Origin of the sequence: Dyella tabacisoli (genome assembly GCF_003350925.1) — a bacterium.
GTDB classification, from domain to species: Bacteria; Pseudomonadota; Gammaproteobacteria; order Xanthomonadales; family Rhodanobacteraceae; genus Dyella_C; species Dyella_C tabacisoli.
Window position 1 is genome coordinate 84,247 of sequence record NZ_KZ857185.1, and the last position, 21,838, is coordinate 106,084.

Annotated in this window: 20 protein-coding genes and 1 tRNA gene; 12 read left to right on the plus strand and 9 right to left on the minus strand. The window is 59.0% G+C overall.

Translation table 11 applies throughout. From position 1 onward, the window contains the following. Nucleotides 1-10: 10 nt before the first annotated feature. From DVJ77_RS20035 to DVJ77_RS20070, 8 genes are all read right to left on the minus strand, one after another. Entirely contained in the window at nucleotides 11-907 is an 897-nt protein-coding gene (locus tag DVJ77_RS20035; protein WP_114847307.1) for a phosphoribosyltransferase family protein, read from the minus strand. After that, nucleotides 904-1,515 carry a hypothetical protein gene (locus DVJ77_RS20040; protein ID WP_114847308.1) on the minus strand — a complete coding sequence of 204 codons (612 nt, stop codon included), beginning with the start codon at nucleotides 1,513-1,515 and terminating at the stop codon, nucleotides 904-906. Before DVJ77_RS20040 ends, DVJ77_RS20035 begins: the two co-directional genes overlap by 4 nt. Nucleotides 1,516-1,547: 32 nt before the next feature. Then, nucleotides 1,548-2,654: a hydrogenase expression/formation protein HypE gene (gene hypE, locus DVJ77_RS20045; protein WP_114847309.1), complete on the minus strand. Its 1,107-nt coding sequence runs from the start codon at nucleotides 2,652-2,654 to the stop codon at nucleotides 1,548-1,550. Then, nucleotides 2,651-3,796: a hydrogenase formation protein HypD gene (hypD, locus tag DVJ77_RS20050; protein ID WP_263853837.1), complete on the minus strand. Its 1,146-nt coding sequence runs from the start codon at nucleotides 3,794-3,796 to the stop codon at nucleotides 2,651-2,653. The genes hypE and hypD overlap by 4 nt, the downstream gene beginning before the upstream one ends. Next, entirely contained in the window at nucleotides 3,789-4,514 is a 726-nt protein-coding gene (locus DVJ77_RS20055; RefSeq protein ID WP_114847311.1) for a D-sedoheptulose-7-phosphate isomerase, read from the minus strand. Before DVJ77_RS20055 ends, hypD begins: the two co-directional genes overlap by 8 nt. Next, complete coding sequence (locus DVJ77_RS20060; RefSeq protein WP_114847312.1) at nucleotides 4,511-4,789, minus strand: HypC/HybG/HupF family hydrogenase formation chaperone; 279 nt, start codon at nucleotides 4,787-4,789, stop codon at nucleotides 4,511-4,513. The genes DVJ77_RS20055 and DVJ77_RS20060 overlap by 4 nt, the downstream gene beginning before the upstream one ends. A gap of 18 nt (nucleotides 4,790-4,807) precedes the next feature. Further along, entirely contained in the window at nucleotides 4,808-7,237 is a 2,430-nt protein-coding gene (gene hypF, locus DVJ77_RS20065; protein ID WP_114847313.1) for a carbamoyltransferase HypF, read from the minus strand. 96 nt (nucleotides 7,238-7,333) lie between these two features. Further along, on the minus strand, nucleotides 7,334-9,133 hold the full coding sequence (locus DVJ77_RS20070) for a hypothetical protein (protein ID WP_114847314.1): 1,800 nt from the start codon (nucleotides 9,131-9,133) through the stop codon (nucleotides 7,334-7,336). Between the two features lie 484 nt (nucleotides 9,134-9,617). Here DVJ77_RS20070 and DVJ77_RS20075 point away from each other — a divergent pair, with 484 nt between their 5' ends. The 4 genes from DVJ77_RS20075 to DVJ77_RS21735 all read left to right on the plus strand — a co-directional run bounded on the left by DVJ77_RS20075 (nucleotide 9,618) and on the right by DVJ77_RS21735 (nucleotide 11,617). Beyond that, on the plus strand, nucleotides 9,618-10,148 hold the full coding sequence (locus DVJ77_RS20075) for a hypothetical protein (protein WP_162791608.1): 531 nt from the start codon (nucleotides 9,618-9,620) through the stop codon (nucleotides 10,146-10,148). 247 nt (nucleotides 10,149-10,395) lie between these two features. After that, nucleotides 10,396-10,593: a hypothetical protein gene (locus DVJ77_RS21255; protein WP_162791609.1), complete on the plus strand. Its 198-nt coding sequence runs from the start codon at nucleotides 10,396-10,398 to the stop codon at nucleotides 10,591-10,593. After that, nucleotides 10,556-11,350, plus strand: coding sequence for a DUF6414 family protein (locus DVJ77_RS20080; protein ID WP_114847316.1), 795 nt, complete (start codon nucleotides 10,556-10,558; stop codon nucleotides 11,348-11,350). Before DVJ77_RS21255 ends, DVJ77_RS20080 begins: the two co-directional genes overlap by 38 nt. Before the next feature lie 132 nt (nucleotides 11,351-11,482). Further along, the gene (locus DVJ77_RS21735) at nucleotides 11,483-11,617 is read left to right on the plus strand and encodes a glycoside hydrolase family protein (RefSeq protein ID WP_380038166.1); all 135 of its coding nucleotides are present in this window, start codon (nucleotides 11,483-11,485) and stop codon (nucleotides 11,615-11,617) included. 435 nt (nucleotides 11,618-12,052) lie between these two features. Here the strand turns inward: DVJ77_RS21735 and DVJ77_RS20090 are convergent. Continuing rightward, nucleotides 12,053-12,128, minus strand: a tRNA-Thr gene (locus DVJ77_RS20090). A gap of 230 nt (nucleotides 12,129-12,358) precedes the next feature. Here DVJ77_RS20090 and pilV (DVJ77_RS20095) point away from each other — a divergent pair. The 8 genes from pilV (DVJ77_RS20095) (at nucleotide 12,359) to DVJ77_RS20130 (ending at nucleotide 21,784) form a co-directional block, all read left to right on the plus strand. Further along, nucleotides 12,359-12,886, plus strand: coding sequence for a type IV pilus modification protein PilV (gene pilV / locus DVJ77_RS20095; RefSeq protein WP_114847317.1), 528 nt, complete (start codon nucleotides 12,359-12,361; stop codon nucleotides 12,884-12,886). After that, the gene (locus DVJ77_RS20100; RefSeq protein WP_162791610.1) at nucleotides 12,883-14,196 is read left to right on the plus strand and encodes a PilW family protein; all 1,314 of its coding nucleotides are present in this window, start codon (nucleotides 12,883-12,885) and stop codon (nucleotides 14,194-14,196) included. Before pilV (DVJ77_RS20095) ends, DVJ77_RS20100 begins: the two co-directional genes overlap by 4 nt. Nucleotides 14,197-14,249: 53 nt before the next feature. Then, nucleotides 14,250-14,906: a pilus assembly PilX family protein gene (locus DVJ77_RS21260; protein WP_162791611.1), complete on the plus strand. Its 657-nt coding sequence runs from the start codon at nucleotides 14,250-14,252 to the stop codon at nucleotides 14,904-14,906. 522 nt (nucleotides 14,907-15,428) lie between these two features. Further along, nucleotides 15,429-18,605: a pilus assembly protein gene (locus tag DVJ77_RS20110; protein WP_162791612.1), complete on the plus strand. Its 3,177-nt coding sequence runs from the start codon at nucleotides 15,429-15,431 to the stop codon at nucleotides 18,603-18,605. Nucleotides 18,606-18,621: 16 nt separating this feature from the next. After that, nucleotides 18,622-19,029, plus strand: a complete 408-nt coding sequence (locus DVJ77_RS21560) for a type IV pilin protein (protein ID WP_162791613.1) — start codon at nucleotides 18,622-18,624, stop codon at nucleotides 19,027-19,029. Continuing rightward, the gene (locus DVJ77_RS20120) at nucleotides 19,026-19,613 is read left to right on the plus strand and encodes a GspH/FimT family pseudopilin (RefSeq protein WP_114847320.1); all 588 of its coding nucleotides are present in this window, start codon (nucleotides 19,026-19,028) and stop codon (nucleotides 19,611-19,613) included. Before DVJ77_RS21560 ends, DVJ77_RS20120 begins: the two co-directional genes overlap by 4 nt. A 270-nt stretch (nucleotides 19,614-19,883) precedes the next feature. Further along, nucleotides 19,884-20,432 (plus strand): type IV pilus modification protein PilV, encoded by a 549-nt coding sequence (gene pilV, locus DVJ77_RS20125; RefSeq protein ID WP_162791614.1) that lies wholly within the window; start codon nucleotides 19,884-19,886, stop codon nucleotides 20,430-20,432. Beyond that, nucleotides 20,429-21,784 (plus strand): PilW family protein, encoded by a 1,356-nt coding sequence (locus DVJ77_RS20130; protein ID WP_114847337.1) that lies wholly within the window; start codon nucleotides 20,429-20,431, stop codon nucleotides 21,782-21,784. The genes pilV (DVJ77_RS20125) and DVJ77_RS20130 overlap by 4 nt, the downstream gene beginning before the upstream one ends. The last annotated feature ends 54 nt before the right edge of the window (nucleotides 21,785-21,838 follow it).

Here is a 21,838-nt window from a genome sequence, read left to right on the forward strand (position 1 = left end):
ATGGGCCTCTCTAGTCGCTACCACTCAGCAGCCGCATTTTTTCGCCGAACAAGGGCGTGTCGTAGCGCCCCTCGTCCTTCGCCAGGCGGTAGACCCGTTCGCGTGCTTCCGGCTGCAGCGTGGCGACCAGGTAGCGGAAATTGTCGGGCTCTTCATTGAACAGTCGCGACAGGCAGCGCGCTGTGTGGCGTGTCGCCGCATCGGACAGTATGGCCGCATAGCTATCGAGATCAGCCAGGGTACTGTTGTTGATGCGGTGCTCGATTTCAGGGCAGGTGCGTGCCAGTTCGCCGTCGATGTGGAAGATATACAGCCAATGACACTCACTTGCGCCGGCCGCCGCCAGTGAGCGTTGCATGAAGCGCTGCTGCGTGCCGGTTACATGGATATCGTTGACGACGATGACGTTGCGCTTGGCGAAGCGGAGCCAGTTTGGGTCGGGAGGTGCCGTGTCGTGCAGGCGCTGCCGCTCGATAACACGTTGCGCCAGCGGATTGCGGCCGTAATCGTAAGACAGCCGAAACTCCTCCAGGCTGCGCACGGCAATCTGTTCGGACGACAATCGCAATGCCACGAGCGGCAATGCGATGCCTCGACTGCGCAGCATGGTTTGCATGCGCTCTGCCAGCAGGTTGGCAGCCGAGGGGAGGCGGTAATAGGCCGGCGCGGTCAGCACCCATGCGTCGGTCGTCACGCTTTCTGCCAGTATTTGCGCAGCCAGGTCGCATAGTTTCTCGGCGAAAAAGTCGACATCGGGCAGGCGCCCGAGCTTCATGCCGGGATAACGCTGAAACATATCGCCGTCGTAAACGGGCGGCGGCTCAACCACGCGTGCCAGCGCCAGAGTCCGCGCCGGGGTGCTGTCCTGCGGGATGTCCGTTGCGCCGGGGAATGGCTTTTCCGTCATGCAGGCTCCTTGACCCAGGCATGACCAGCAGGCAGTTCGCCTCGCGCCATTGGCGGCAGCAACTCGACCGAGAAGCTTTTGTCGAGCGGTGCCACCCAGATTCGCGAAGACAGGTTCACCTTGTACAGCTCGAAGAGCTTGTCGTCGTCGTCGCGGGTTTCGCTGTACACGCGGCGGTCGATCAGTGCATAAAACTCGGGCGGAACGAAATTTTCGTCGAGCATGACGTGGGCGGTCCGGTCGCCGTCGCTGACCCACCACTCGAATTTCATCTCGCTATTGCAGCGATTGGTGCAATGGTCGTTCTGCATCACGGTCAGCGTGCCGCGGTCGGCGCAAAGCGTCACGTAATTCAGTGAATCGAGTACACCGGGTCCGGGATGGCCACTGACGACCACCAGGTTGTCGCGCCGCCACAGGCTGTCTTCGGAAAGCGCGATAGCCGCGACTTGCATCGCGCGATAGCCGACGGCGGTGCCCCACCAAAGCGAGCGTTGATGGCGGCGTGTGGCCTCCTGATAGTCGAGCGTCAATACCTCGTCGCGGTCGACGATACGGATCAGCAGGTCTTCTGCCGGGGTGTACTGCTTGGATGAGAAGGTGTGCATGAAGAGCCTCGACGGAGATTGAGAAAATACGTTCAGCAGATCCGTGGCAGTTGTTCGCCAATCAGCATGTCGACGATGCGCCTGCCGCCGAGGACGGTCTGCATGTACACGCGCCCGGCCCGACCGTTGGCGAGCACCGCGCCGATGTCGGCCGCTTCCTGCCCAAGCGGGTGTGCACGCATGGCTTGCAGCGCGGCTTCGGCTTCGGCCTCCGGCACCACGGCGACCAATTTGCCTTCGTTGGCCAGGTAGAGCGGGTCGAGGCCGAGAATCTCGCAGAATCCCTTGACCTCCTCTCGTAATGGTGTGGCCGCCTCGCTAATTTCGATGCCGCAGGCCGAGGCTTCGGCGATTTCGTTCAAGACCGACGCAATGCCGCCGCGCGTGGCGTCGCGCATGAAGCGTGTTCCCGGCGCAGCCGCGAGCAACGCGAAAATCAAGCCGTGCAGTGCGGCGCAATCGCTCTGAATTGGGCTGGTGAGGTGCATGTCGCCGCGCGCATTCAGGACGGCGGCGCCGTGGTCGCCCAGATAGCCGTTGACCAGGATGCGGTCGCCAGGGCGTGCCCGGTTTGCACCGAGCTGATAGTCCTGGCGAATCACGCCGATCCCGGCTGTGTTGATGAATATTTTGTCGCAGCTACCACGCCCGACGACTTTGGTGTCGCCGGTGACGATGCTGACGCCGGCCGCCCTGGCTGTCTCGGCCATGGAGCTGACAATGCGACGCAGCGTTTCCACCGGCATGCCTTCCTCAATGATTACCGCGCAGGTCAGGTATAGCGGTGTGGCACCGCCGACCGCCAGGTCGTTCACCGTGCCGCAGATGGCCAGCTTGCCGATGTCGCCGCCGGGGAAAAAGATCGGATCGACGACGTAGGAATCGGTCGTCATGGCGAGGCGGTCGCCGTGCCGCGCCAGCTCGGCCAACGGAACGCGCGCCTGATCCTCCAGCGTGTTGAGTGTCGGGTTGCTGAAAGCGTCGATGAAGACGTCATCGATCAGCTCGCGCATCGCTTTACCGCCGCCGCCGTGCGCCAGCGTGATGAGCGGTGTGGCCAGCTTGCTGCGCCGGATGCGGGTATCTTCCGGGGCGTTATCGGCCAATGCCGCCGAAGTGTTTTCTTGCCTGGTGTTCATGCGGCGTTCTCTCCCACCAAATCATCGTGGCTGGCTTGGTGCGGACCACCGCCATACTGGTAGTAAGCGGCGCACGCACCTTCGCTGGATACCATCAGTGCGCCCATCGGTGTCTGCGGGGTGCAGGCCTTGCCGTAGACCTTGCACTGCCAGGGCTTGATTATGCCTTTGAGCACTTCACCGCATTGGCAGGCTTTGGGATCTGCGATGGCGACGGCGGGCACGGCAAATTTTCGTTCCGCGTCGTAGGCGGCATAGCGCGCATTGAGCTGAACGCCGGAATGGTCGATCGAGCCAAGACCGCGCCATTCGAAGAACGGGCGAAGCTCGAAGACACGGCTGATCGCCTGCAGTGCCGCGTGGTTGCCGTCCTCCGGGACGACGCGGCTGTACTGGTTCTCGATGTACGGATGCCCCGCATCGAGTTGCTTCAGAACCATCCACAGCGATTGCAGTATGTCCAGCGGCTCGAAGCCCGATATCACGACGGGGCGCCGGTAGTGCTCGGCGATGAAGTCATAAGGCCGGGTGCCGATAACCATGCTGACATGACCAGGGCCGAGAAAGCCGTCGACTTGGAAGTCTTCCGAGTCGAGCACTGCCTTGATGGTCGGAATGATGGTGATGTGGTTGCAAAAGAGCGAGAAATTGCGGATTCCCGCTGCCTCCGCCTTGAGTACGGTCAACGCCGTGCTAGGCATGGTGGTTTCGAAGCCGAGTCCGAAGAACACTATTTCCTTGTCCGGATTGGCGCGTGCGATTTTGAGTGCGTCCAGTGGTGAATAGACCATGCGCACATCGGCGCCCAGTGACTTCGCTTGCAGCAGGCTGCGCTTCGATCCTGGGACGCGCATGGCGTCGCCGAAGGTGGTCATGATGGCCTTCTCGTCTTCGGCGATCGCCACGCAATCGTCGACCCGCCCTATGGGCAGCACGCATACCGGGCAACCCGGTCCGTGGATCAGCTCCACACTCTGCGGCAGCATGTTCTCGATGCCGTAGCGAAAGATCGAATGAGTGTGGCCGCCGCACACTTCCATCACATTTACCGGGCGGCCGCGTTGCTCGGCGAGAGTGTCTGCGAGTCGTGTGATTTCCTTGATTAGCTTGTCGGCTTTCGTCGGATCGCGGTATTCATCCACATATTTCATGGTCGGCCCCTGTTTGTTCCTGGGTTTTACAGCCCGAAAATCCGCGCTCGTCGGCCAGCAGCGTGTGTACCAAATCCCACAGCACGTGGTAGATGGCGACGTGGCACTCCTGCACGCGGTGGATGCTGTCGGAGTCGACCACCAGGCAGTGGTCCAGTCCGGCCTTGGCCATTTCGCCGCCATCGCCGCCGCATAGACCGATGGTGGTGGCGCCGATTTTCTTTGCCTGGATAAATGCGCGCAGCAAGTTGGCCGAATTGCCACTGGTCGAAACGCCGATCAGCGCGTCTTCCTTGCGCACCAGGCTCGCGACCTGGCGCGCGTAGACGTGCTGGTAGCCGACGTCGTTGGCGATCGCGCTCATGACGGTCTTGTCGCAGCTTAGGTCGATGGCTGGAAGCGCGGGACGACCGGTCGTCACGGGATGCAGAAACTCGACCGCAATATGCGAGGCATCCGAGCTAGAGCCACCGTTGCCCATCGTGAACAGCCGGCCCTGTCTTCGATAAACGTCGGCGACTGTGCGCGCGCACCCGAGCACTGCCTCGTCGTGCGTCGAAAAGAATCGCCCGACGATATCCAGGTGCTGGGCGATTTTTTGTTGCACCGAAATCAACAGAGCCTGATCCATCGCGGCGGCATCGGTTTTTTTTGCGCTAAGAAACGGATATAGCGCCTGCAACTGCTCGTCGTTCTGCGCGGTGCTCATGACTGGCCTTCCTGCATGGCTATCAGCTCCTCTTGGACTTGACCCAGTTCAGTCAGGACCGCGAGGGTAGCCTGGGCTTCGGCTTCGTCGATGACGCTCATGGCGAAGCCTACGTGGACCAGCACCCAGTGGCCGATCAGCGAATCAAGCGACGCGAAATCCTGGGCGACGCAGCTTAAATCCACGGAGCGCTGTATGCCGCCCACGTCGACGATGCCGAGCAATTGAACGGCATCGCTGATGGCGACGATTTTTCCGGGTATGCCTAGGCACATATGCCTTTCCTTTTTGGGTTACGCATGAGGATGGGGCCTCGACGCGGCGGCTGACGGTTGCCCGGCAACACGTGCGGCGGCGACCACGGCTTGGCCAAGGGCTACGCCGCCATCGTTGGCCGGTACGAGCGTATGGGTCAGACAGCGCAGGCCACGGGCAGTAAACGCGTCGATCAAGCTCCCGAGCAGCAATGCGTTCTGCATGCAGCCGCCAGAGAGCACCACGTCATCGAAGCCATAGTCGCGCCGCAAATGCTCGGCCATGTCGACCATGCTCAGGATCAATCCCGCATGGAAGCGTGCGGCGATGACAGCGGGTTGCACGCCATGCAGCAGATCGTCGCAAAGCCGCGGCCAGATGCTGCCTGGGTCGAGCACCAGCGGCGCAACGTCGGGCACGATATCCAGGCGGTAGTCATCGCCATGGCGTTCCATGCCGACAGCGAGACAGGTTTGCATCGCGGCATGGTCGACCAGCATTTCGAGCGCAATCGCAGCCTGTCCTTCGAACTGCGTCTGCTCGGTGTGCAGGCCAAGCGCGCCGGCTACGGCGTCGAACAGGCGGCCGGCGGAACTCGCTAATGGGCAGCTCACGCGTTCGCGCAACATGGCACGCAATGTCGGTATGGGTTTAGCCAGCAGTACCCGGCCAATTTCCGTATCACCGTAGCGTGCGGCGAAATCCTCCCACTCCATGCAGGCCAGAAGCTGGGCGAGGGTGTTGCGCCACGGTTGCCGGGCGGCCTGTCCGCCGCCCAGCATGGCCACCGGCTTCAGGCAGGCCAGGCGGCGGTAGCCCGCGTAGTCGGCTAAAAGAAATTCGCCGCCCCACAGGCTGCCGTCGTCGCCCATGCCCAGTCCATCGAATGCGATGCCAAGCACCGGGCGATGCGTTCTAGCCAAGCTGTTTTCCGCCATGGCGCAGGCAATGTGCGCGTGATGGTGCTGAATGGCGATGGCAGAATCAGGGGACTCGCGGCGTGCCAGCTTGCTGCTCAGGTATTCGGGGTGCAGGTCAAAGGCGTGATGGCGCGGCGTGAACTCGAATAATCGGTGATACAGGCTGAGATTGTGCTCGTAGTCTTCGTAGGTGTTGACCTCTTCCAGGTCGCCTTGGTGTTGCGACAGGATGGCTGCGCCTTGCTTCACCAGGCAGAACGTGGACTTGAGCTCGCTGCCGTAAGCCAGGATGCTGTCGGCTTGCTCGAAACCCGCCGGCAACGTGATCGAGCGCGGTGCATAGCCGCGCGCGCGCCGTAGTAGGCGAGGCTGGCCGGCGACGACACGCACCACCGAATCGTCAATGCGGTTGGCGATGTCGCGATTGTGGGTCGCGATCAGGTCGGCGATGCTGGCCAGTTTGAGCAAGGCTTCGGCATTGTCGATCACTTGCGGTTCGCCGGAGGGGTTTCCGCTCGTCATCACCAATGGTCGGCCGAACTTGCGGCACAGCAGGTAGTGCAACGGCGTGTAGGGCAGCATGAAGCCGAGCAGGCGGCTATCCGGCGCAATGGCCTCCGCGAGCGTCGGAGTGTGGGGGGCGGGTTCGTTACGCGCCTCAAGCAGAACGATGGGCGCGGCGGGGCTGCCGAGCAGTTGCTCTTCAAGCGGTGAAAGCTCGCAATAGCGGCGAACCTCGGTCAGGTCCGCCGCCATGAGTGCGAACGGTTTGGCTTCGCGCGCCTTGCGCCGGCGTAGCGTGGCGACCGCCTCGTGACTGGTGGCATCGCAGCACAAATGGAAGCCGCCCAGGCCCTTCAATGCCACGATCTTGCCGGCGGCAAGTGCACGGCACAGGTACTCAAGCTGGCGTGCCATCGTCTCACTCGCATCGCCGTCTGCGCCGAACTGAAGCGGCGTGCCATGCTCGTGGAGCGTCAGCGTCGGGCCGCATGCGTGACAAGCGATCGGTTGCGCATGAAAGCGCCGGTCCAGGGGATCGCCGTATTCCCGAGCGCACTGGGGGCACATCGCGAAAGCGGCCATCGTCGTCGTCGCGCGATCGTAGGGAATGCCGCCTACGATGGATAGTCGCGGTCCGCAATGGGTGCAATTGGTAAAAGGATAGAGATAACGCCGCTGCTGCGGATCGCTGATCTCGCTAAGACAGCTCTGGCAGACGGCGGCATCAGCGGCCACTTCGGTTCGGCCCGCAGCGTGGCGTGAACTGGTGATGCGAAAGCCGTGATATTCGCGGGCGGCTGCACATTCGGTCGCGGCGATGGAATCGATCTTCGCCAGCGGCGGAGCTTCGCCAGGTAGCCGGTGAAGAAAATCGCTGACATCGTGCGGCGTGCCGGCCAGCCGGATCAGCACACCGTCGCTGTCGTTCAGGACTTCGCCGTCTAGACGGCAGTCGAGAGCCAGCCGATACACCGTCGGGCGAAACCCTACGCCCTGTACCGTACCCGTAACGCGCACTTCGATGTGTTGCCACACTGTCGACATGTGCCAATCCCAACATGTGATGCATGCGGTCGGCCCAAATACGGGTCCGGTATTGACGATGCCCCGCGGCGCCAGCGGCGCCGCGGGGCCGTACGGCTAGTTCGACTTGGGAAACAGCGGGATCAGTGAGGTGAAAATATGGCTCACTGCGGTATTGGCCGGCTGTCCGGCCGGCTGTCCGGGAGCCGGTGAAGCGTTGGAGTGGCAGCTAAAGCAGTTCGAGCCGTTGCTTTGGCTGTTGATGCCCTGATCGTAAGTCTCCATGGTCGTGTTGTTGAGCAGGTTGGTGCCGATCTGATTGTTGGGTTGCACCGTCTGCCCGCGGATAGTCCACGTCGCCCCGGTCATGATGTAGTTGGCCCGCACGTCACCTTTGGCGAGATTGGTGAGCACACTGCTGTCGGACGAAATGACCTCGGTATTTTCCAGGATGAAGTTCGGCGAGTCCGAGCCAGTACCCCAAGCCTTCAGCAGCATGGTGTCGCTAGGCTTGATCGTCTGGCCTTGGGCCGCCTGGATATTTGGTGCGGCCAGGTAGTTAGCCATCTGGACGTTGTAGGTCGTCGCGGTGGGTGAGGCGAACACCCACTTGCCGGCGCGGCCTTGCTGCACCGTGGAAATTCCGCCCTGGGTATTGGTGTATGTGTAACCGGAGCTCGGCGTATTGTTCGTGTGCTCGAAGGTCGCCCAGACCATTTCCGGATGTCCCGCGACACTGCCGACCACATGCATGCCCACCATGGCCAAGGTGACCGGCCTGGTCCGGCCGGTAGGGATCCATAGCACCGGATTGTTCCGGTTGTAGTCGGGTACCGTGGTCTTGACGGTGATGAAGTCGCTTGCCCTCAATCCCAGCGCGGGTAGGCCGGCGGTGTCGATCCACGAGGTCTTCAATTCGATCGCCAACGCAATACGGTCCGGCAACTGCGACTTCTTCGAGGCCGCGTAGGCGATCACCGGGTCGAGCTGTTTCTGCGTGGTGGGAAAGAAACTGTAGCCGCTCGGGTTGGATGGGAAGGTGCCATTCTGGGTGCCGGTCTGAAAGAAGGCGTAGACGTCGTTGACCATCGTGGCGTAGTAAACCAAGGAGCGGTCTTGCGCCAGAAGCACGCCCGACAGGTTGCCGGCCTGGCCCTGGGTCGGCTCGATGGCGTTGCCGTTGCTGTCGACGAATACCACCTGGCCGTTCGCTTGGAACGCTTGCACGAAGTTCTTCGTTTCCTCCGGGGTAACCTCGAATAGTTCCGGCGCGACGCGCAGAGCCAGTGTGGTGTCGAGCACGGGAGTCTTCGGTAATACGATCTCCTTGTTAGCTGCATCGAAGAACTCCGGCTTCTTGCCGGGCTGCGCCTCGATACGATTGACCTTGGCTAAATTACCCGCCGCGTTCCGCACCAGCGAATTGCCGTCCTCGGCCTGCAACGCTGGCAGCACTTCAAACAGATGTCCCTGCTTATCTATAACAAGCTGCAAGTCATGCGGACCGGTCTGGGCATTGCGCACGGCAAGCAGAGGAAGCGGATTATCCGGTTGATTTTGCGTGTAGGTGCGCCGACCCTGCGCATTTTTGCCGGAGACGTTATAGAAAATCGGCGACGTGAATACGAAACCATTCGAGCCGTACGGTCCTGAGGCTGAAGAGCTGAGCCAGAGGAACATCTGCGCACTCCAGTTATAGAAGTTGCAGTCGTTCTGATTCGGAAACGTGATGCTGTTTGCCGGATTGACCGCACCGTTCAGGCTTGGCCTGCCGCTGACGAACCAGCTAGCGAAGGTTGCTGCCGATACTGCGCACATCGGTCTGGCATTTGACGGCACCACGGTTTGCGCATCGGCGAATCCCACCGGCGCCAGTGCTAGCGCCAGCGCCGAGGCGCCAAGGAATTTGGAAAACACACGCTGGTCCCGCTTCGTTGCAGCTAGCTTTCTCATTGCCTCTCTACTCCTGTGGAAAGTAAGAAAAGTCGATCAGGCTACTGTCTTGCGTGAAGTGACAAATCGGTGCGCGCCTTAGTCTTCGCAAGCGATTGACACGCAGGCAGCATGAACTTGCTTTGCAGCAAATTCGAACAAAGCGATTGCGAATCGCGACCCACTTGCTGGCGCGACTTTCTGAAAAACGCGATGTAAACGCGATGTAAACGCGATGCAATAGATGAGTTACGCGTCTCGGTTGCGACCAAGCGCGTGAAAATCGAAACTCACTCCCCCCTCTAGATTCCCCCAAATCTGTATGCCGATAAAACAATGTGTCCTGTGAAAGCGGCGTGAGGAAGGTTTCCGCTATGCGTCGTCGTTGGGGACTTTGGCTGAGTGAGTTGAGGGACTGCTGGTTATCTATGATTTTTCTACGCGCGTACGGTGCAGCGCACGCGCCACCATGCGTCAGTTGCTTATGGGCGCAACTGACGTTGATGCGTTATCGGTGCGCTCGGACGGCATCTACATGCATGGCAAGAGATGGCGCGTGCAGGTCTATGTCGATACCGTGCGCGAGTCTACGGTCAAACCTACCAAGCAGGAAGCCTCTGCGTGGGCCGTGGAGCGCGAGGCGCAGCTATCCGGCAAGAAGCTACCAGATAAGACCTTCGGCGACGCCATAGATCGCTATCAGAAGGAGGTGTCCACGGAGAATGCTGGCGCTAAATGGGAAATCGTCCGGCTCAACTCAATGGCTTCGGACATGATTGCGGATCGCAAAATGAGTGCCCTGAAGCCGAAGGATATCACTGCGTGGCGTGACCGACGCCTAAAGAAGGTTTCGCCGGCGAAGCAATTAGGCGGCTATCGAACGGTGAGGGTGCTGCCTGCAGAATATTGGATGCGAAACGCTTGTGAGAAGCATAAGCTCGACGCCCCACGTCGTACCGGCATACAGCTCGGAAGGACTGCTTACTATGACCAGCTCTAGCTTGGCCACGTACATGTTGCTGCTTGGCTCAAGATCCCAGCGTCAGTGGATTTGCCGCAATACGCCTGACAGAGAATGAGGGCACTTTAGTATCCTTCCGAGGGGATCTTTGAGCCTCTTTCTATGTCTTGAAGTGTCTGTTAAATATAGTAAAATCATGCACATATGACTATGTTGGCGCGCTTGGACATGAACGTTAGTAAGGTGGTACATTGAATCCCTACGCAATCGGCGCAAAATAACCATCATGCGTAAAGACCTGAAAGAACTCGCAACAGCCGTTACTGACGCTTCCAGCGGTAGCGAAGTAAGGCTTGTACGCGCTGTTGGCAAATTTGCCGAATCCCTGCTCAGGCACAGTGAGCAACAGGAGCGTGAAATTGAGCGGATCAAGGGAGATATCAAGCGTGGCGCAAGAGCAGGCTCAGGACGATTCCATCTTTGATTTTCTCTATGTAGATAGACAGCGGCTCGCGTCTCTTCTTGCTCAATTAAGTGATGATGGGGTTATCACTCTTGCCAAGCGCACATCATCATCAAGCACAAGCAACAACGGCAAATTCAAGGTAGGTCCATCCGCGATTGCTTCAGCAGAAGGCGGAGTCACTGATGGCGCCTCTGAGGGGCTTGAACGTCAGTTCGATTCAAGCTTTCTCCTGCCTATTAATGCGCTTACGATCCTGCAACAGACAGGTCGCATAAAGGACGAGAGTCAGTTAACTCTAGGGAGCATCGTACAGATATCAGGAAAGGTGAATCTGCGCGACCTAGATTTGATTAAGAGGCTTTGGGATCCTTTTACAAAGACCATCATCGGGAATGCCCCGAGCCATAAGAAGGCAAAAGTAAAGCATGAGATCGATATCGCCGGCTCGGTCCTGAAGGAGATTCCTCCAACTGTGCAGGTGAAGCTTCGTACTGCTACTAATGATTTTTGGGGCATGCTCAACGACTCAGATCCCACATTTAGCTCGCACTTCATTGCTCTGAAGCATGGTGGAACCCTGCAAGGTGAGTGGTACATCGTTGGAATCCTCGATGCACTTCCTGACCAGGCCCCAAGCGAAAGTGATGAAATGTCTGGCAACCTGATCGCTGATATGGCCGAGGTTGTCAATGGTCTTCGTGAGCTTGTTGGACGGCCATATTCAGCTTTTGGGATCACACCACTAGCCATATTCAGGCCGTGTGGAGAAAAATGATCTTGCAAACTGTTGCGTCCGGACATTTTTTGATGTTTTTCTACTAGCCTAGAAGTTCGATGCTCAAACAAAGCCCTGCCATTCGGCGGGTTTTTTTCGTTTCTGTTGCGCGCCCCTAGGTGGATATGCCGGGTGCGTAAACTTAACGCAGGCGATTATGTCGGCGCTGCCAACGAGATCGATCGCTGGAATAGCACAGGTGGAGTCGTCCTGGGCGGCTTAGTTAAACAACGTGCTGCTGAGCGCCAACTCTTCGAGGGCGTATGACTGAGCCAGTTAGCACGACGCTCGGCATCAAGCTGAGCTATGCCATCGCTGGCTTTATTGGTGGCGTTGCACCGCGATATACCTAACCCCAGCAGCCGTCGAGTGGTGGAGAAGGCCCAGGGGCACGCTGAGCGATGGATTAAGAGTCGTTATGGGAAGCTCAATAGAGCGCCTCCAGGTCCGCGCTATTGCGACTTCTACACTACACTCATCGCCAGTTGTAGGCTCATAGTCACCAAGCCCCCTAGGATCGATGTACGCGATCTTCGACGACAGGCCACGGCCTTTCTTACGAGCACCAGCTTGCGGCCTAAAGTTGATGCGGTCCATTGCTTGGAGGATAGGCCGGGGCTGTCTTACGGACTGATAAACAAAGAAGCGCGGCCCACAAATTGCCCATGGGTATCTGTGAAACCGCGCTACTAAGCCAAGTATTGGTGCCGGAAAGAGGAATCGAACCTCCGACCTACGCATTACGAATGCGCCGCTCTACCAACTGAGCTATTCCGGCAAAGAGCCGAGAATTCTACGGTGCGATATGTCAGTGCGCAAGCTCGACTTGGTATGCCGGCGGGGCTGTCCTTGCCGCCTCCGTCAGGGCGGGTGTGAGCATTCAATGTGACGCCATCAGGTAAAACCATAATAAGCAGTTATATATAAAAGAATTTTCAGAATTTTCTCATTGCCTGGGGGCGGGCGACTGGTCAGAGTTTGACGGCTAGGAAGTTGGAAAGGATCTCCATGCTCGTCGTGTCACATCAGCGTGGAATTTCGCTGATCGAGGTGTTGGTGGCGGTGCTTATTTTCAGCATCGGCCTGATCGGTCTGGCCGGGTTGATGGTCATGGCTGCGCGCTCCAATCAGGCGGCTTATCTGCGTACCCAGGCGACGTTTCTGGCCGGCAACATGGCTGACCGCATGCGCGCCAACCCCGTGGGCGTATGGAGCGGTAGCTACAACGCCTCCTATTCTTCGGTCAGTAACCAACAGGTTTGCAACGCCAGCAGTGCATGCTCGCCAGATCAAGTCGCCGCGCGCGACCAGCATGTGTGGGGCACCATGCTAAGCGCTACCTTGCCTGATGCCGTCGCATCGATCAGTTGCGACAAAAGCTCGGTAGGTTTCGCGCTCTCGCCAGACCAAATCAATATGCGTCCGCCCTACGGCGGCAGTTGCGCCATGACCATCCGTTGGGTCGAGCGCAAGGCCGGCGATAAGAATCATCGCGATGCCGATTGGCAAACCTACGCCTGGGAGTTTCAGCCGTGATCGGCGCGCGTTTTACGTATTCGCAGCAGGCGGGTATCACCTTGGTGGAGTTGATGGTGGCCATGGTGCTTGGCTTGCTGGTTACTGCCGGCATCATCAGCGTTTTTCTGGCTACCGCTACCGGCAACCGGGTGCAGAAGCAGCTTGCCAACCTGCAAGAGGACGGGCGTTATGCCATCACCCTTCTTGCCAGGGATCTACGCATGGCCAATGCGCAGTACTGCGCCAGCACCGGCGGTGTAAGCAAGAGCATGGGCGGTGTCTATGTGTCGCCTTTGCGCGCGCCTACGGTGCAGGCAAAAACGCTTATTCAGGCGTTGGGCGACGTCACTACGCCATGGGGCCTGACGCCGTATCCGGCAGCGCCCACGGCGCCTTATGACTTTCCGTCGTTCTTATCCATGCGTGGCTACGATTGCGATAAGCGGGGCGGCTGTGTGCCAGTCAGTCCAGGCATGTTGCCGGCGGCAGGGAAGGGTGTCGGCAGCCGTGTGGTGGGGGCTGGCGTTATCACCTTGCGCTATATGAATTCATCCGGCGGCTGGGCTTTGGGTGTCAACAGCAAGGTAGTCAACGCCGATGGGGTCATCAGCCATATCCGCATCGTGCCGGGCATGGGCGAGCCGGCCATTGCCGACTACTACAAAAACAGCGGCGATCTGATGCTGTTGGCGGACTGTTCTCATGCGCAGATTTTCGCGGTCAGTTTGCAAGGCGGCAACGAGTTCTACCCATCAGGCACTGGGGCCAATGAAAACCTTGCTGCCCCGGTGGCACAGCACGATTTATCAGGGGGCAGGCTGTTCAATTTCAGCAGCGACTTCAACACGGTCACCTATTACTTAAAGGTCGTCGACAACGGTAGCGGCCATACCGCCGGGGCATTGATACGCAGGCTCAACGGTACCGATCACGAAGTGGTGCGCGGGGTCGAGCGGCTCGATTTTCTCTACGGCATAGAAGACGCCGCCGGCACTGTTCGTTACCTCACCGCGAACGAGGTGGATACACGTGCAGGCGGCAGCATTAGTTGTCCGCCGTCCACGCCCGGGCCATTGGGCAGCGATTACGGCTGTCTATGGCGGGCAGTGAAAAGTATCGAGGCGCACGTGTTGATGAGTGGCCAGCACGCTATCCATGCATTGGCCGCCAAAGACATCAATTACCTCTACAGCATGGATGGCGACACCTCGCCGCAATCCGCAACGGCAAGCACACGCAAAGTGCAGCCAGGCGACCAGGGCTTTGAAGAAACCAGGCTGCGACGCGAATTCCACACGCTGATTTCCGTGCGCAATTACAACCCCTGAAACACTTGCTGCCCACTCAGGACAGGGTATGCGGCACCACCATGGAGCAAGTCATGTCGAGGCCAAACAGTCATCCATCGATGCATCGGTCAAGGTGCGCCCAGCGCGGCGTTGTTCTGGTCGTTGCCCTGATTTTTTTGCTGCTGATAACCCTTCTGGCACTCAGCGCATCGGGGCATACCTTGTTGCAAGAGCGCATGGCGGGCAATCTCCGCGACGCACAAAAAGCCGAGATGGCAGCCGAGATGGCGCTGCGCGGCGCCGAATGGCGGCTATGGAAGGCAAGTTCGGACAGCGCCGCCAGCAACTGCGGCACCACCGTGATTGTCGGCTGCTATAGCTACGACCCAGCCAACCCGATTGCCCATGTCGAAAACTTCCGCGCCAGCGCGGGCTGGGTCATCGACGGAGCTACCGAATACAAAGGCAGCAGCGGCAGCTACGACTACACCACGCTCAACGGCAGTAGCTTGAGCGCTGCTGAAAAGAAGCTTGCCGCATTGGCGAAAAATCCGCGCTACATCATCGAAGACCTGGGGCCGGAGGTGCCGCCGGGCGCGGGCGCCGCCCATGAATCGGGCGTCACCAGCAGCGCCGGCGCCGGCCCCACCAGCACCGGGCGTCGCATCTACCGCATTACCGCGCGTGCTACCGGGGGCGGCCCGAGTATCCGTGTGCTGGAAAGCACGTTTGCCGGTAAAGCCCAATAAAGCATGGAGGCTATCGTCATGCGCAGCGCATCTTTATTCCGTAAGCATCGCGTGGCGGTGGCTGCCGGCTTGCTGTCGGCACTGCTGGCTGGGGCTTGCGCCACTTCCATGGCGGGCACGCTGGATTTAAGCGCTGGTCCGCCAGCGGCGATGATTGCGGTTGCGCCCAACGTGGTGCTGACCTTTGATGACTCCGGTTCGATGGATCGTCAAAGGATGCCGGATAATCAGCCCTATATGCAGCATCCGTATGGTTCATGGAATAACTGGGATCCTGTCTTTGCCTGTGCTGGGGTCATTACACCAGGTATTTCCCCCGGTGTGGCCGACCCTGCCGATGCGCGCACGTGGAGCATGAACGGTGTTTACTATAATCCGGATATTAAATACGATCCACCATTGAGAGCCGATGGTGCGGCTATGCCTGATTCACCATATAACAATGCATGGGTCAGCGGCATATTGAGCAATATACCTCTCAATAGTCATCGGCACCCGGCTCGTTATTATAATAGGTACAATTTGTCGACTAAGGTAAGCTGCAATAATAATATCGGAGGCGGATATTACAAATACACGGGTAGTAAAGACAGCCTGCCACTCGATGGCTATGGCGCGCTTACCGCCACGGCCTTGAGTAATCTCTATCTGCAGAGTAATTGGGTGTTCGTTCCCCTCGGTACAGATGCGGAGAAACAGAATTACGCCAACTGGTATTCGTATTACAGTACTCGACTGATGTCGGCGATTACCTCGATGTCGCATGTTTTTTCGTCGCTCAATGGTAATGTTCGAGTGGCATGGCAAGGACTTAATGCGAACCATCTGCGTAACGATACGGCGATATATAAGTTTGTCGACGATGCCGCGACTAACCATGTCCGTACCCGATTTTACGATTGGCTATTCAATTTAGAAGCACCAGGCGGGACGCCTAGTCGAATAGCGACTATGCGGGTGGGAGAGTATTTTACCAATCGCCGCGGCGCGGTCGACAGCAACCCCTATTGGGATAGGGATGCCGGCAAAGAACTCGTTTGCCGTCAAAATTTCCATATCTTGATGACCGACGGCTTGTGGACTCGGGATCTTTCTCTGCAACCGTCGGGGCATGATCGCAGCGTCATTCCCAGCTTGCCCGATGGTTTGCAGGGGTTTTCAACATCGGATCGCGAGAGCAGTATTTTCTGGAACGAGCCTGATAACAATATAGGTACCATGGCCGATATTGCCTTCCATTACTGGGCAAGGGATTTGCAAGCCGGGCTTTCGTCGGATAAAAACTCTTTGTTCGCGGACGAAGCTAATCGGCGGAAAGTGCCGCCGTATTTCCCAGATCAATCGACTACGCTGTTCGGCAAGCCGTTGGCATCCGGGGCAGATCCGCGCAGCAACAAGGAGGTCTACTGGAACCCCGCCAACGATCCGGCCACCTGGCCGCATCTGGTGCAATACATGGTTGGCTTTGGTGTGTTCGGCACGCTGCCTAATAACGAGGTTACCTACAACGGGTTGCGCAAGGGCAGCTTATCCTGGCCTGTGCCTATACCTTGGGATGGCGCCGACGGCAGAAAAATCGATGATATGTGGCATGCCGCACTCAATAGCCGGGGTAAGTACATCTCGGCTAACAACCCGACTGCCTTGGTCGATGCGATGACGCGCATCATTAGCAGCATTGCTTCGCGCAATACCACCACGGTGGCCGGTAGCCTGAGCAGCGCCGTACTCGGACCGGCGTCGGTGATCTACCAGGCTGGCTTCGACACCACTACATGGAAAGGGAGCGTGCAAGCCAGGCCAGTGGATGCGGCGGGCATGGTTAGCTCCGGTGTGTTGTGGGATGCCGCTGCTTTGCTCGACGCCCGCGCAGCAGGCAACGACACGCGGGTTATCCTGACCAGTACGGGTAGCGGCCCAGGTAAAGGCGCTACATTTACCTGGGCCACGGCGGGTGCGGCATTGAAGGCCGCCGACCCTGATTTCGATGCCAACGGCCGCGGTGCCGATCATGTCGCCTGGTTGCGCGGCAACCGCAGCAAGGAGGGCGCGCTATTCCGGCCGCGCAGCTCCGTGCTTGGCCCGGTCATCAATGCGCAGGCACTTTATGTCGGCAGCCCTGCCAGCGGATATCGCGACAACTGGCCCGCGGGTTCGCCAGAGGCTCAGGCTGCAAGCCATGGAGCCAGCTACGAACAATTCCGCGCGGACAAAAGCAAACGCGCACCGACGATTTATGTGGCCGCCAACGACGGCATGCTGCACGCTTTCGACGCCACCACGGCCAGCACCGACCCAGTCCTGGTGGATGTTGCGCCGTCACCCGGTAAAGAGCGTTGGGCCTATGTGCCGTACTCGGTCTATGGGCGGCTAAGTCAGTGGTCGTCACTGGCTGATTTCAATTTTATGCCTACGGTGGACGGCACGCCGGTGAGCCGCGATGTGTACGGCGCAACCGGTCATGCCAGCGCATCCTGGCGCACCATGCTGGTGGCCGGTTTGCGCCTGGGTGGGCGTGGCGTCTATGCGCTGGATATTACCGATGTCGATGCTGCAGTCGGGCCCGTCGAAAGAGCCATGTGGGAGTTCAACAACACCAGTCCTGGCGGCGAAAATCTCGGTTACACCTATGGACGCCCCAATATCGGTCGGCTTGCCAATGGCAAGTGGGTAGTGCTGGTGTCATCGGGCTATTTCCCGGAGGGCAGCACCGCCCCCGCGGCCAGTCATAATTTCAGTTCTCTATTCGTGCTGGATGCGCTCACTGGCGCCTTGATTCGCGAGATCAAGACACCTGCCCAAGTGCCAGGCGTCGGCAACGTGGTGAGCTATGGCCTGACCACGCCGGTGTTGGGTGACTACAACGGCGATCAAATCGACGACGTTGCTTTTGCTGGTGACCTGCAAGGCAATATCTGGCGCTTCGATTTTACCGATGCGTCGCCGGCCAACTGGAAGGTGGAGTTGTTGTTTCGGCCTAAACACCCCGGCGACCGCCCGGTGACGGTGATGCCACGCTTGTTTCCCACGCCATTGAGCGCTGGCTTCACGGTGGTGTTCGGCACCGGCAAGTATCTCGGTCGCAGCGACAATGTGATTAGTGCACAAACCAAGACGCAAGCCGTCTACGGTATTCGCGATGTTGGCCGCGCGGGCCAGCCGGTGGTGATTGAAGGCGATATCGCCACGCCCTTGGTACAGCAAAGCATGATCGAGGTGAATGGCATCCGTGGCCTTACCGATAACCCCATGCCAGCCACCAGCACGGGAGGTATGGCCGTCAGGGGCTGGTATTTCAATCTCGATATCGACGGCGCCAAGGGTGAGCGCATGGTGGTGGATGCCACGGCTTTGTTCGATAGCAACCGCGCTGTCATCAATACCTTGATTCCGCAAGGCGACGATCCTTGCGAGCCGGAGCTGAAGGGCGCGGTGATCGTGATCGACATCGCCACTGGCAGCGCAGGTGCCAGTATGAGTTTCGGAGATATTCCCGGCTGGCCGGCAGACTATGAGCAGGCCGGTGGACGGGTAAGCAACCCACCGACGGGCGGCTATTTGCCGGTAGCAACTGGCATAGGAGGAGGGCGGTTGTACGTACCCGGCGTGAAAATGGAAAAGGATCCCAGCAAAGCTTTTTCCTTTGGCGATGCGATCTGGCGTCGGCGCTCGTGGCGGGTATTGAACAATGATCAATAACAGGGAGCGTCAGGTCATGCGCGTGTTTGGTTTTTCCTTGATCGAGTTGATGGTGGTGGTAGCTATCGTCGCCATACTCGCGGCCATCGCCATCCCCGCTTATGGCCGCTATGCGGATCGAGCGCGACGCGTAGACGGACAAGAGCTGCTGTTGCGTATCGCCCATGCGCAGGAGCGTCATTACGCGACCTACAACACCTATGGCGCGTTGGCCGATATTGGCTTCGTCGATGTGATGTCCGAAAAGGGCTACTACAGCGCTCGCGTCACGTTGGCAGCATCGATAGGCACGGCCGCGCAGGGTTATGTCGCTATCGCTCAACCGCAGGGTATGCAGGCGAACGATGCCTGCCTTGAATTGACGATCAGCAGCAGCGGGAAAAAAGACGCCAGCGGCACCACTTCAAATGGCAACTGCTGGTGACACCGTTGACTGGACGGCCACGAGACCAACGCGCTTTCACCTTGGTTGAACTGATGGTCACCGTCGCTGTGCTGGCGATCTTGACGATGGTGGCTGTGCCCCATTTTCGCGATCTCACCCGCCGTCATCAGATCAGCTCGGTCACTCATGTGCTACTTACCGATCTTGCCTACGCGCGTACCGAAGCCATCATGCGGGCTATGTTCGTTTCGGTATGTCCCAGTATTGACGGCACGCGCTGCACGGTCACCGCCGACTATGCGCCGGGCTGGCTGGTTTATGCGTATCCCGTGACCTTGGGCGCGAACAAGGCCTACGTAGGTGGAACGACCGATTTCACCTTGTTGCGTCACACTACCGCTCGAAGCGGTGTCGTCGTGATGGCAGAAGACAGCAAGATCATTACCTACGGCCAGCAGGGTCAGCTCAAGCGTCCCGATGCTGACGTGCCGATCCGTTTGGTCATCTGCACGGCCACCGCTGAGAATACGGCGGCGGTGCCTGGCTCACGCTTGGAGGTGAGCGGCTCTGGCAGCGCCAGCGCCAAGGTGTTGGCGCTTGGTGATGGTTGCTCGCCTGCTTAAAGCACTATTGCTTTCCCTTGCTTTTGCTTTGCTCCTCTTGCTGCAAGTGTGCACCCCTCCCCAACCCTCCCCTACTAGCAGGGGAGGGAGTTGAAGTGCAGGCAAAGCCCAAGCGTGATGCCAATCACGCCCGCCGCCGCCGCTTAACCGCTCATCGGCAGATTACCGCCGCTCGTCGGTGGGGCACTTGGCGCATCCCGTGCGATGGCTAGAGTGCGTCCAGGGGTACCAGTGGGCAAAGTGCCAGGGCGCACATTCAGGGGCATCGATATGCAAGTCTTATCGCGTCAGCGAGGCGTCTCGTTGATCGAGGTGTTGATGGCTGTGCTGATTTTCAGCATTGGCCTGATCGGCCTGGCCGGCCTGCTGGTCATGGCTACACGTTCCAACGAGGCAGCTTACCTGCGCACGCAAGTGACATTTCTCGCCGGCAACATGGCCGATCGCATGCGCGCCAATCCCATGGGCGTATGGAATGGCAACTACAACACCGATACCAACGCGTTACCCACCACAGTATCGAGCACCGACGCTTGCCTTAATACGGCCTGTTCACCGGCACAACTGGCCAAGCGCGACCAGCAGATATGGGTCAATCAGCTAAAGACGTTTCTGCCCAATCAAACGGCTACGGTCATTTGCACCAACACCTCCGCCGGCTTCGATCCGGTGGCGGGCGGCCAGGTTGCGATGCGCCCGCCTTACGGCGGCAACTGCTTGATGACCATCAGTTGGGATGAGCGCAAAGAAGCCGAGGCTCGCACCACTTCCGGCCGAGGCGTTGGTACGCAGAAATTTGCCTGGAATTTTCAGCCATGACGCACCGCTTACTTTTCACGCGCCGCTCAACAAGCCATCAGTCCGGCGTTACCCTGATCGAGCTGATGATTGCGATGGTCTTGGGCCTGTTGGTCGCCGCCGGCATCATCACGGTGTTTCTATCCACCTCTAACAGCAACCGGGCGCAGACCCAGCTTGCACGGTTGCAGGAGGAAGGGCGCTTCGCAATCACGCGTTTGAGCGAAGACCTGCGCATGGCCAACGGCCAGTACTGCACCAATAGCGGCGGCACGGCCAAGCTGCAGAGCGCCGGTACCTATCTGGATCGTTTGCGCGCGCCTACCGTCTATGCCAAGGGCACCAACCTCACCGCAGCGATATCGGATGTGACGACGCCGATGGATGGCGTCTCATACCCCGCTGCCGCTTCAAGCGTCGGCTCGCCGTATACCTTTCCCTCGTTTCTTTCGATGCGCGGCTACGATTGCACCGCGACCGCCTGCACAAAGGTAGATCCAAATACCAGTGTTACTGCCATTCCAGCGATGGGTAAGGCTGTGGGCAGCCGTGTGGTCGGCGCTGATGTCATCACTGTGCGCTACGTAAACTCATCACGCGGATGGGCTATCGGCAGTGGCACCGTGGCCACCACCAACGGCGCCGCCAGCGGCAATACCATCTCCAGCATCGCGCTCACCCAGGGCACGGGTGAGCCGCCGATAACCGATTTCAAATCGGGCGACCTCGCCATGTTGGCCGACTGCTCGAACGCGCAGATCTTCGTGGCGGATGCTACCTCGGCGGGTGTCATTACCCCCAACGCCAGCAAAAACTACAGCATGCCGACGGCGCAGCCGCCGCAGTCCGCGCCCAAATTGTTCGATTTCAATCGCGACTTTCAAACCGTGACCTATTACTTGAAGGTCGTGGATATGGGCGGCGGGCAGACCACTGGCGCCCTGATCCGTCGAGTCAATGGCAACGACCCCAAGAAGGTGGGTAGCTCCGAGGACGAGCTTGTCCGTGGTATCGAGCGCATGGATTTTCGCTACGGCGTGCAGGACGGTAATGGCAACATCAGTTACCTCACGGCAGCGCAAGTCGACGCCGGCACCAATTGTCCGCCTTCTGCGCCTAACCCCTTGGGTACCGACCCGGGCTGCATGTGGCGGGCCATCACCAGTATCGAGATAAGCGTGCTGATGGACGGCCAGGTTCAGTTGGGGTCTCTGGCGGCTACTGATTTGCTTTACACCTACAACATTGACAAGAAGTCGACGCCGACTGCGCCAGGTAATTTCACCATCAACCCCAGCGACCAGGGCTTCAGCAATCAATTGATTCGTCGTGAATTCGTTGCCCTGGTGTCGGTACGCAACTTCAACCCTTAAGTGCAGCGATGGCGCCCATGCGGTGGCCGCTGATAGTGAATTCTGGAGTCGGCT

Bases quoted from the DNA above. Each gene is read 5' to 3' on its own strand.
- DVJ77_RS20035 (WP_114847307.1), bottom strand. From the start codon at position 907: ATGACGGAAAAGCCATTCCCCGGCGCAACGGACATCCCGCAGGACAGC.
- DVJ77_RS20040 (WP_114847308.1), bottom strand. From the start codon at position 1,515: ATGCACACCTTCTCATCCAAGCAGTACACCCCGGCAGAAGACCTGCTG.
- hypE (WP_114847309.1), bottom strand. From the start codon at position 2,654: ATGAACACCAGGCAAGAAAACACTTCGGCGGCATTGGCCGATAACGCC.
- DVJ77_RS20055 (WP_114847311.1), bottom strand. From the start codon at position 4,514: ATGAGCACCGCGCAGAACGACGAGCAGTTGCAGGCGCTATATCCGTTT.
- DVJ77_RS20060 (WP_114847312.1), bottom strand. From the start codon at position 4,789: ATGTGCCTAGGCATACCCGGAAAAATCGTCGCCATCAGCGATGCCGTT.
- hypF (WP_114847313.1), bottom strand. From the start codon at position 7,237: ATGTCGACAGTGTGGCAACACATCGAAGTGCGCGTTACGGGTACGGTA.
- DVJ77_RS20075 (WP_162791608.1), top strand. From the start codon at position 9,618: ATGCGTCAGTTGCTTATGGGCGCAACTGACGTTGATGCGTTATCGGTG.
- DVJ77_RS21255 (WP_162791609.1), top strand. From the start codon at position 10,396: ATGCGTAAAGACCTGAAAGAACTCGCAACAGCCGTTACTGACGCTTCC.
- pilV (WP_114847317.1), top strand. From the start codon at position 12,359: ATGCTCGTCGTGTCACATCAGCGTGGAATTTCGCTGATCGAGGTGTTG.
- DVJ77_RS21260 (WP_162791611.1), top strand. From the start codon at position 14,250: ATGTCGAGGCCAAACAGTCATCCATCGATGCATCGGTCAAGGTGCGCC.
- DVJ77_RS21560 (WP_162791613.1), top strand. From the start codon at position 18,622: ATGCGCGTGTTTGGTTTTTCCTTGATCGAGTTGATGGTGGTGGTAGCT.
- pilV (WP_162791614.1), top strand. From the start codon at position 19,884: ATGCAAGTCTTATCGCGTCAGCGAGGCGTCTCGTTGATCGAGGTGTTG.
- DVJ77_RS20130 (WP_114847337.1), top strand. From the start codon at position 20,429: ATGACGCACCGCTTACTTTTCACGCGCCGCTCAACAAGCCATCAGTCC.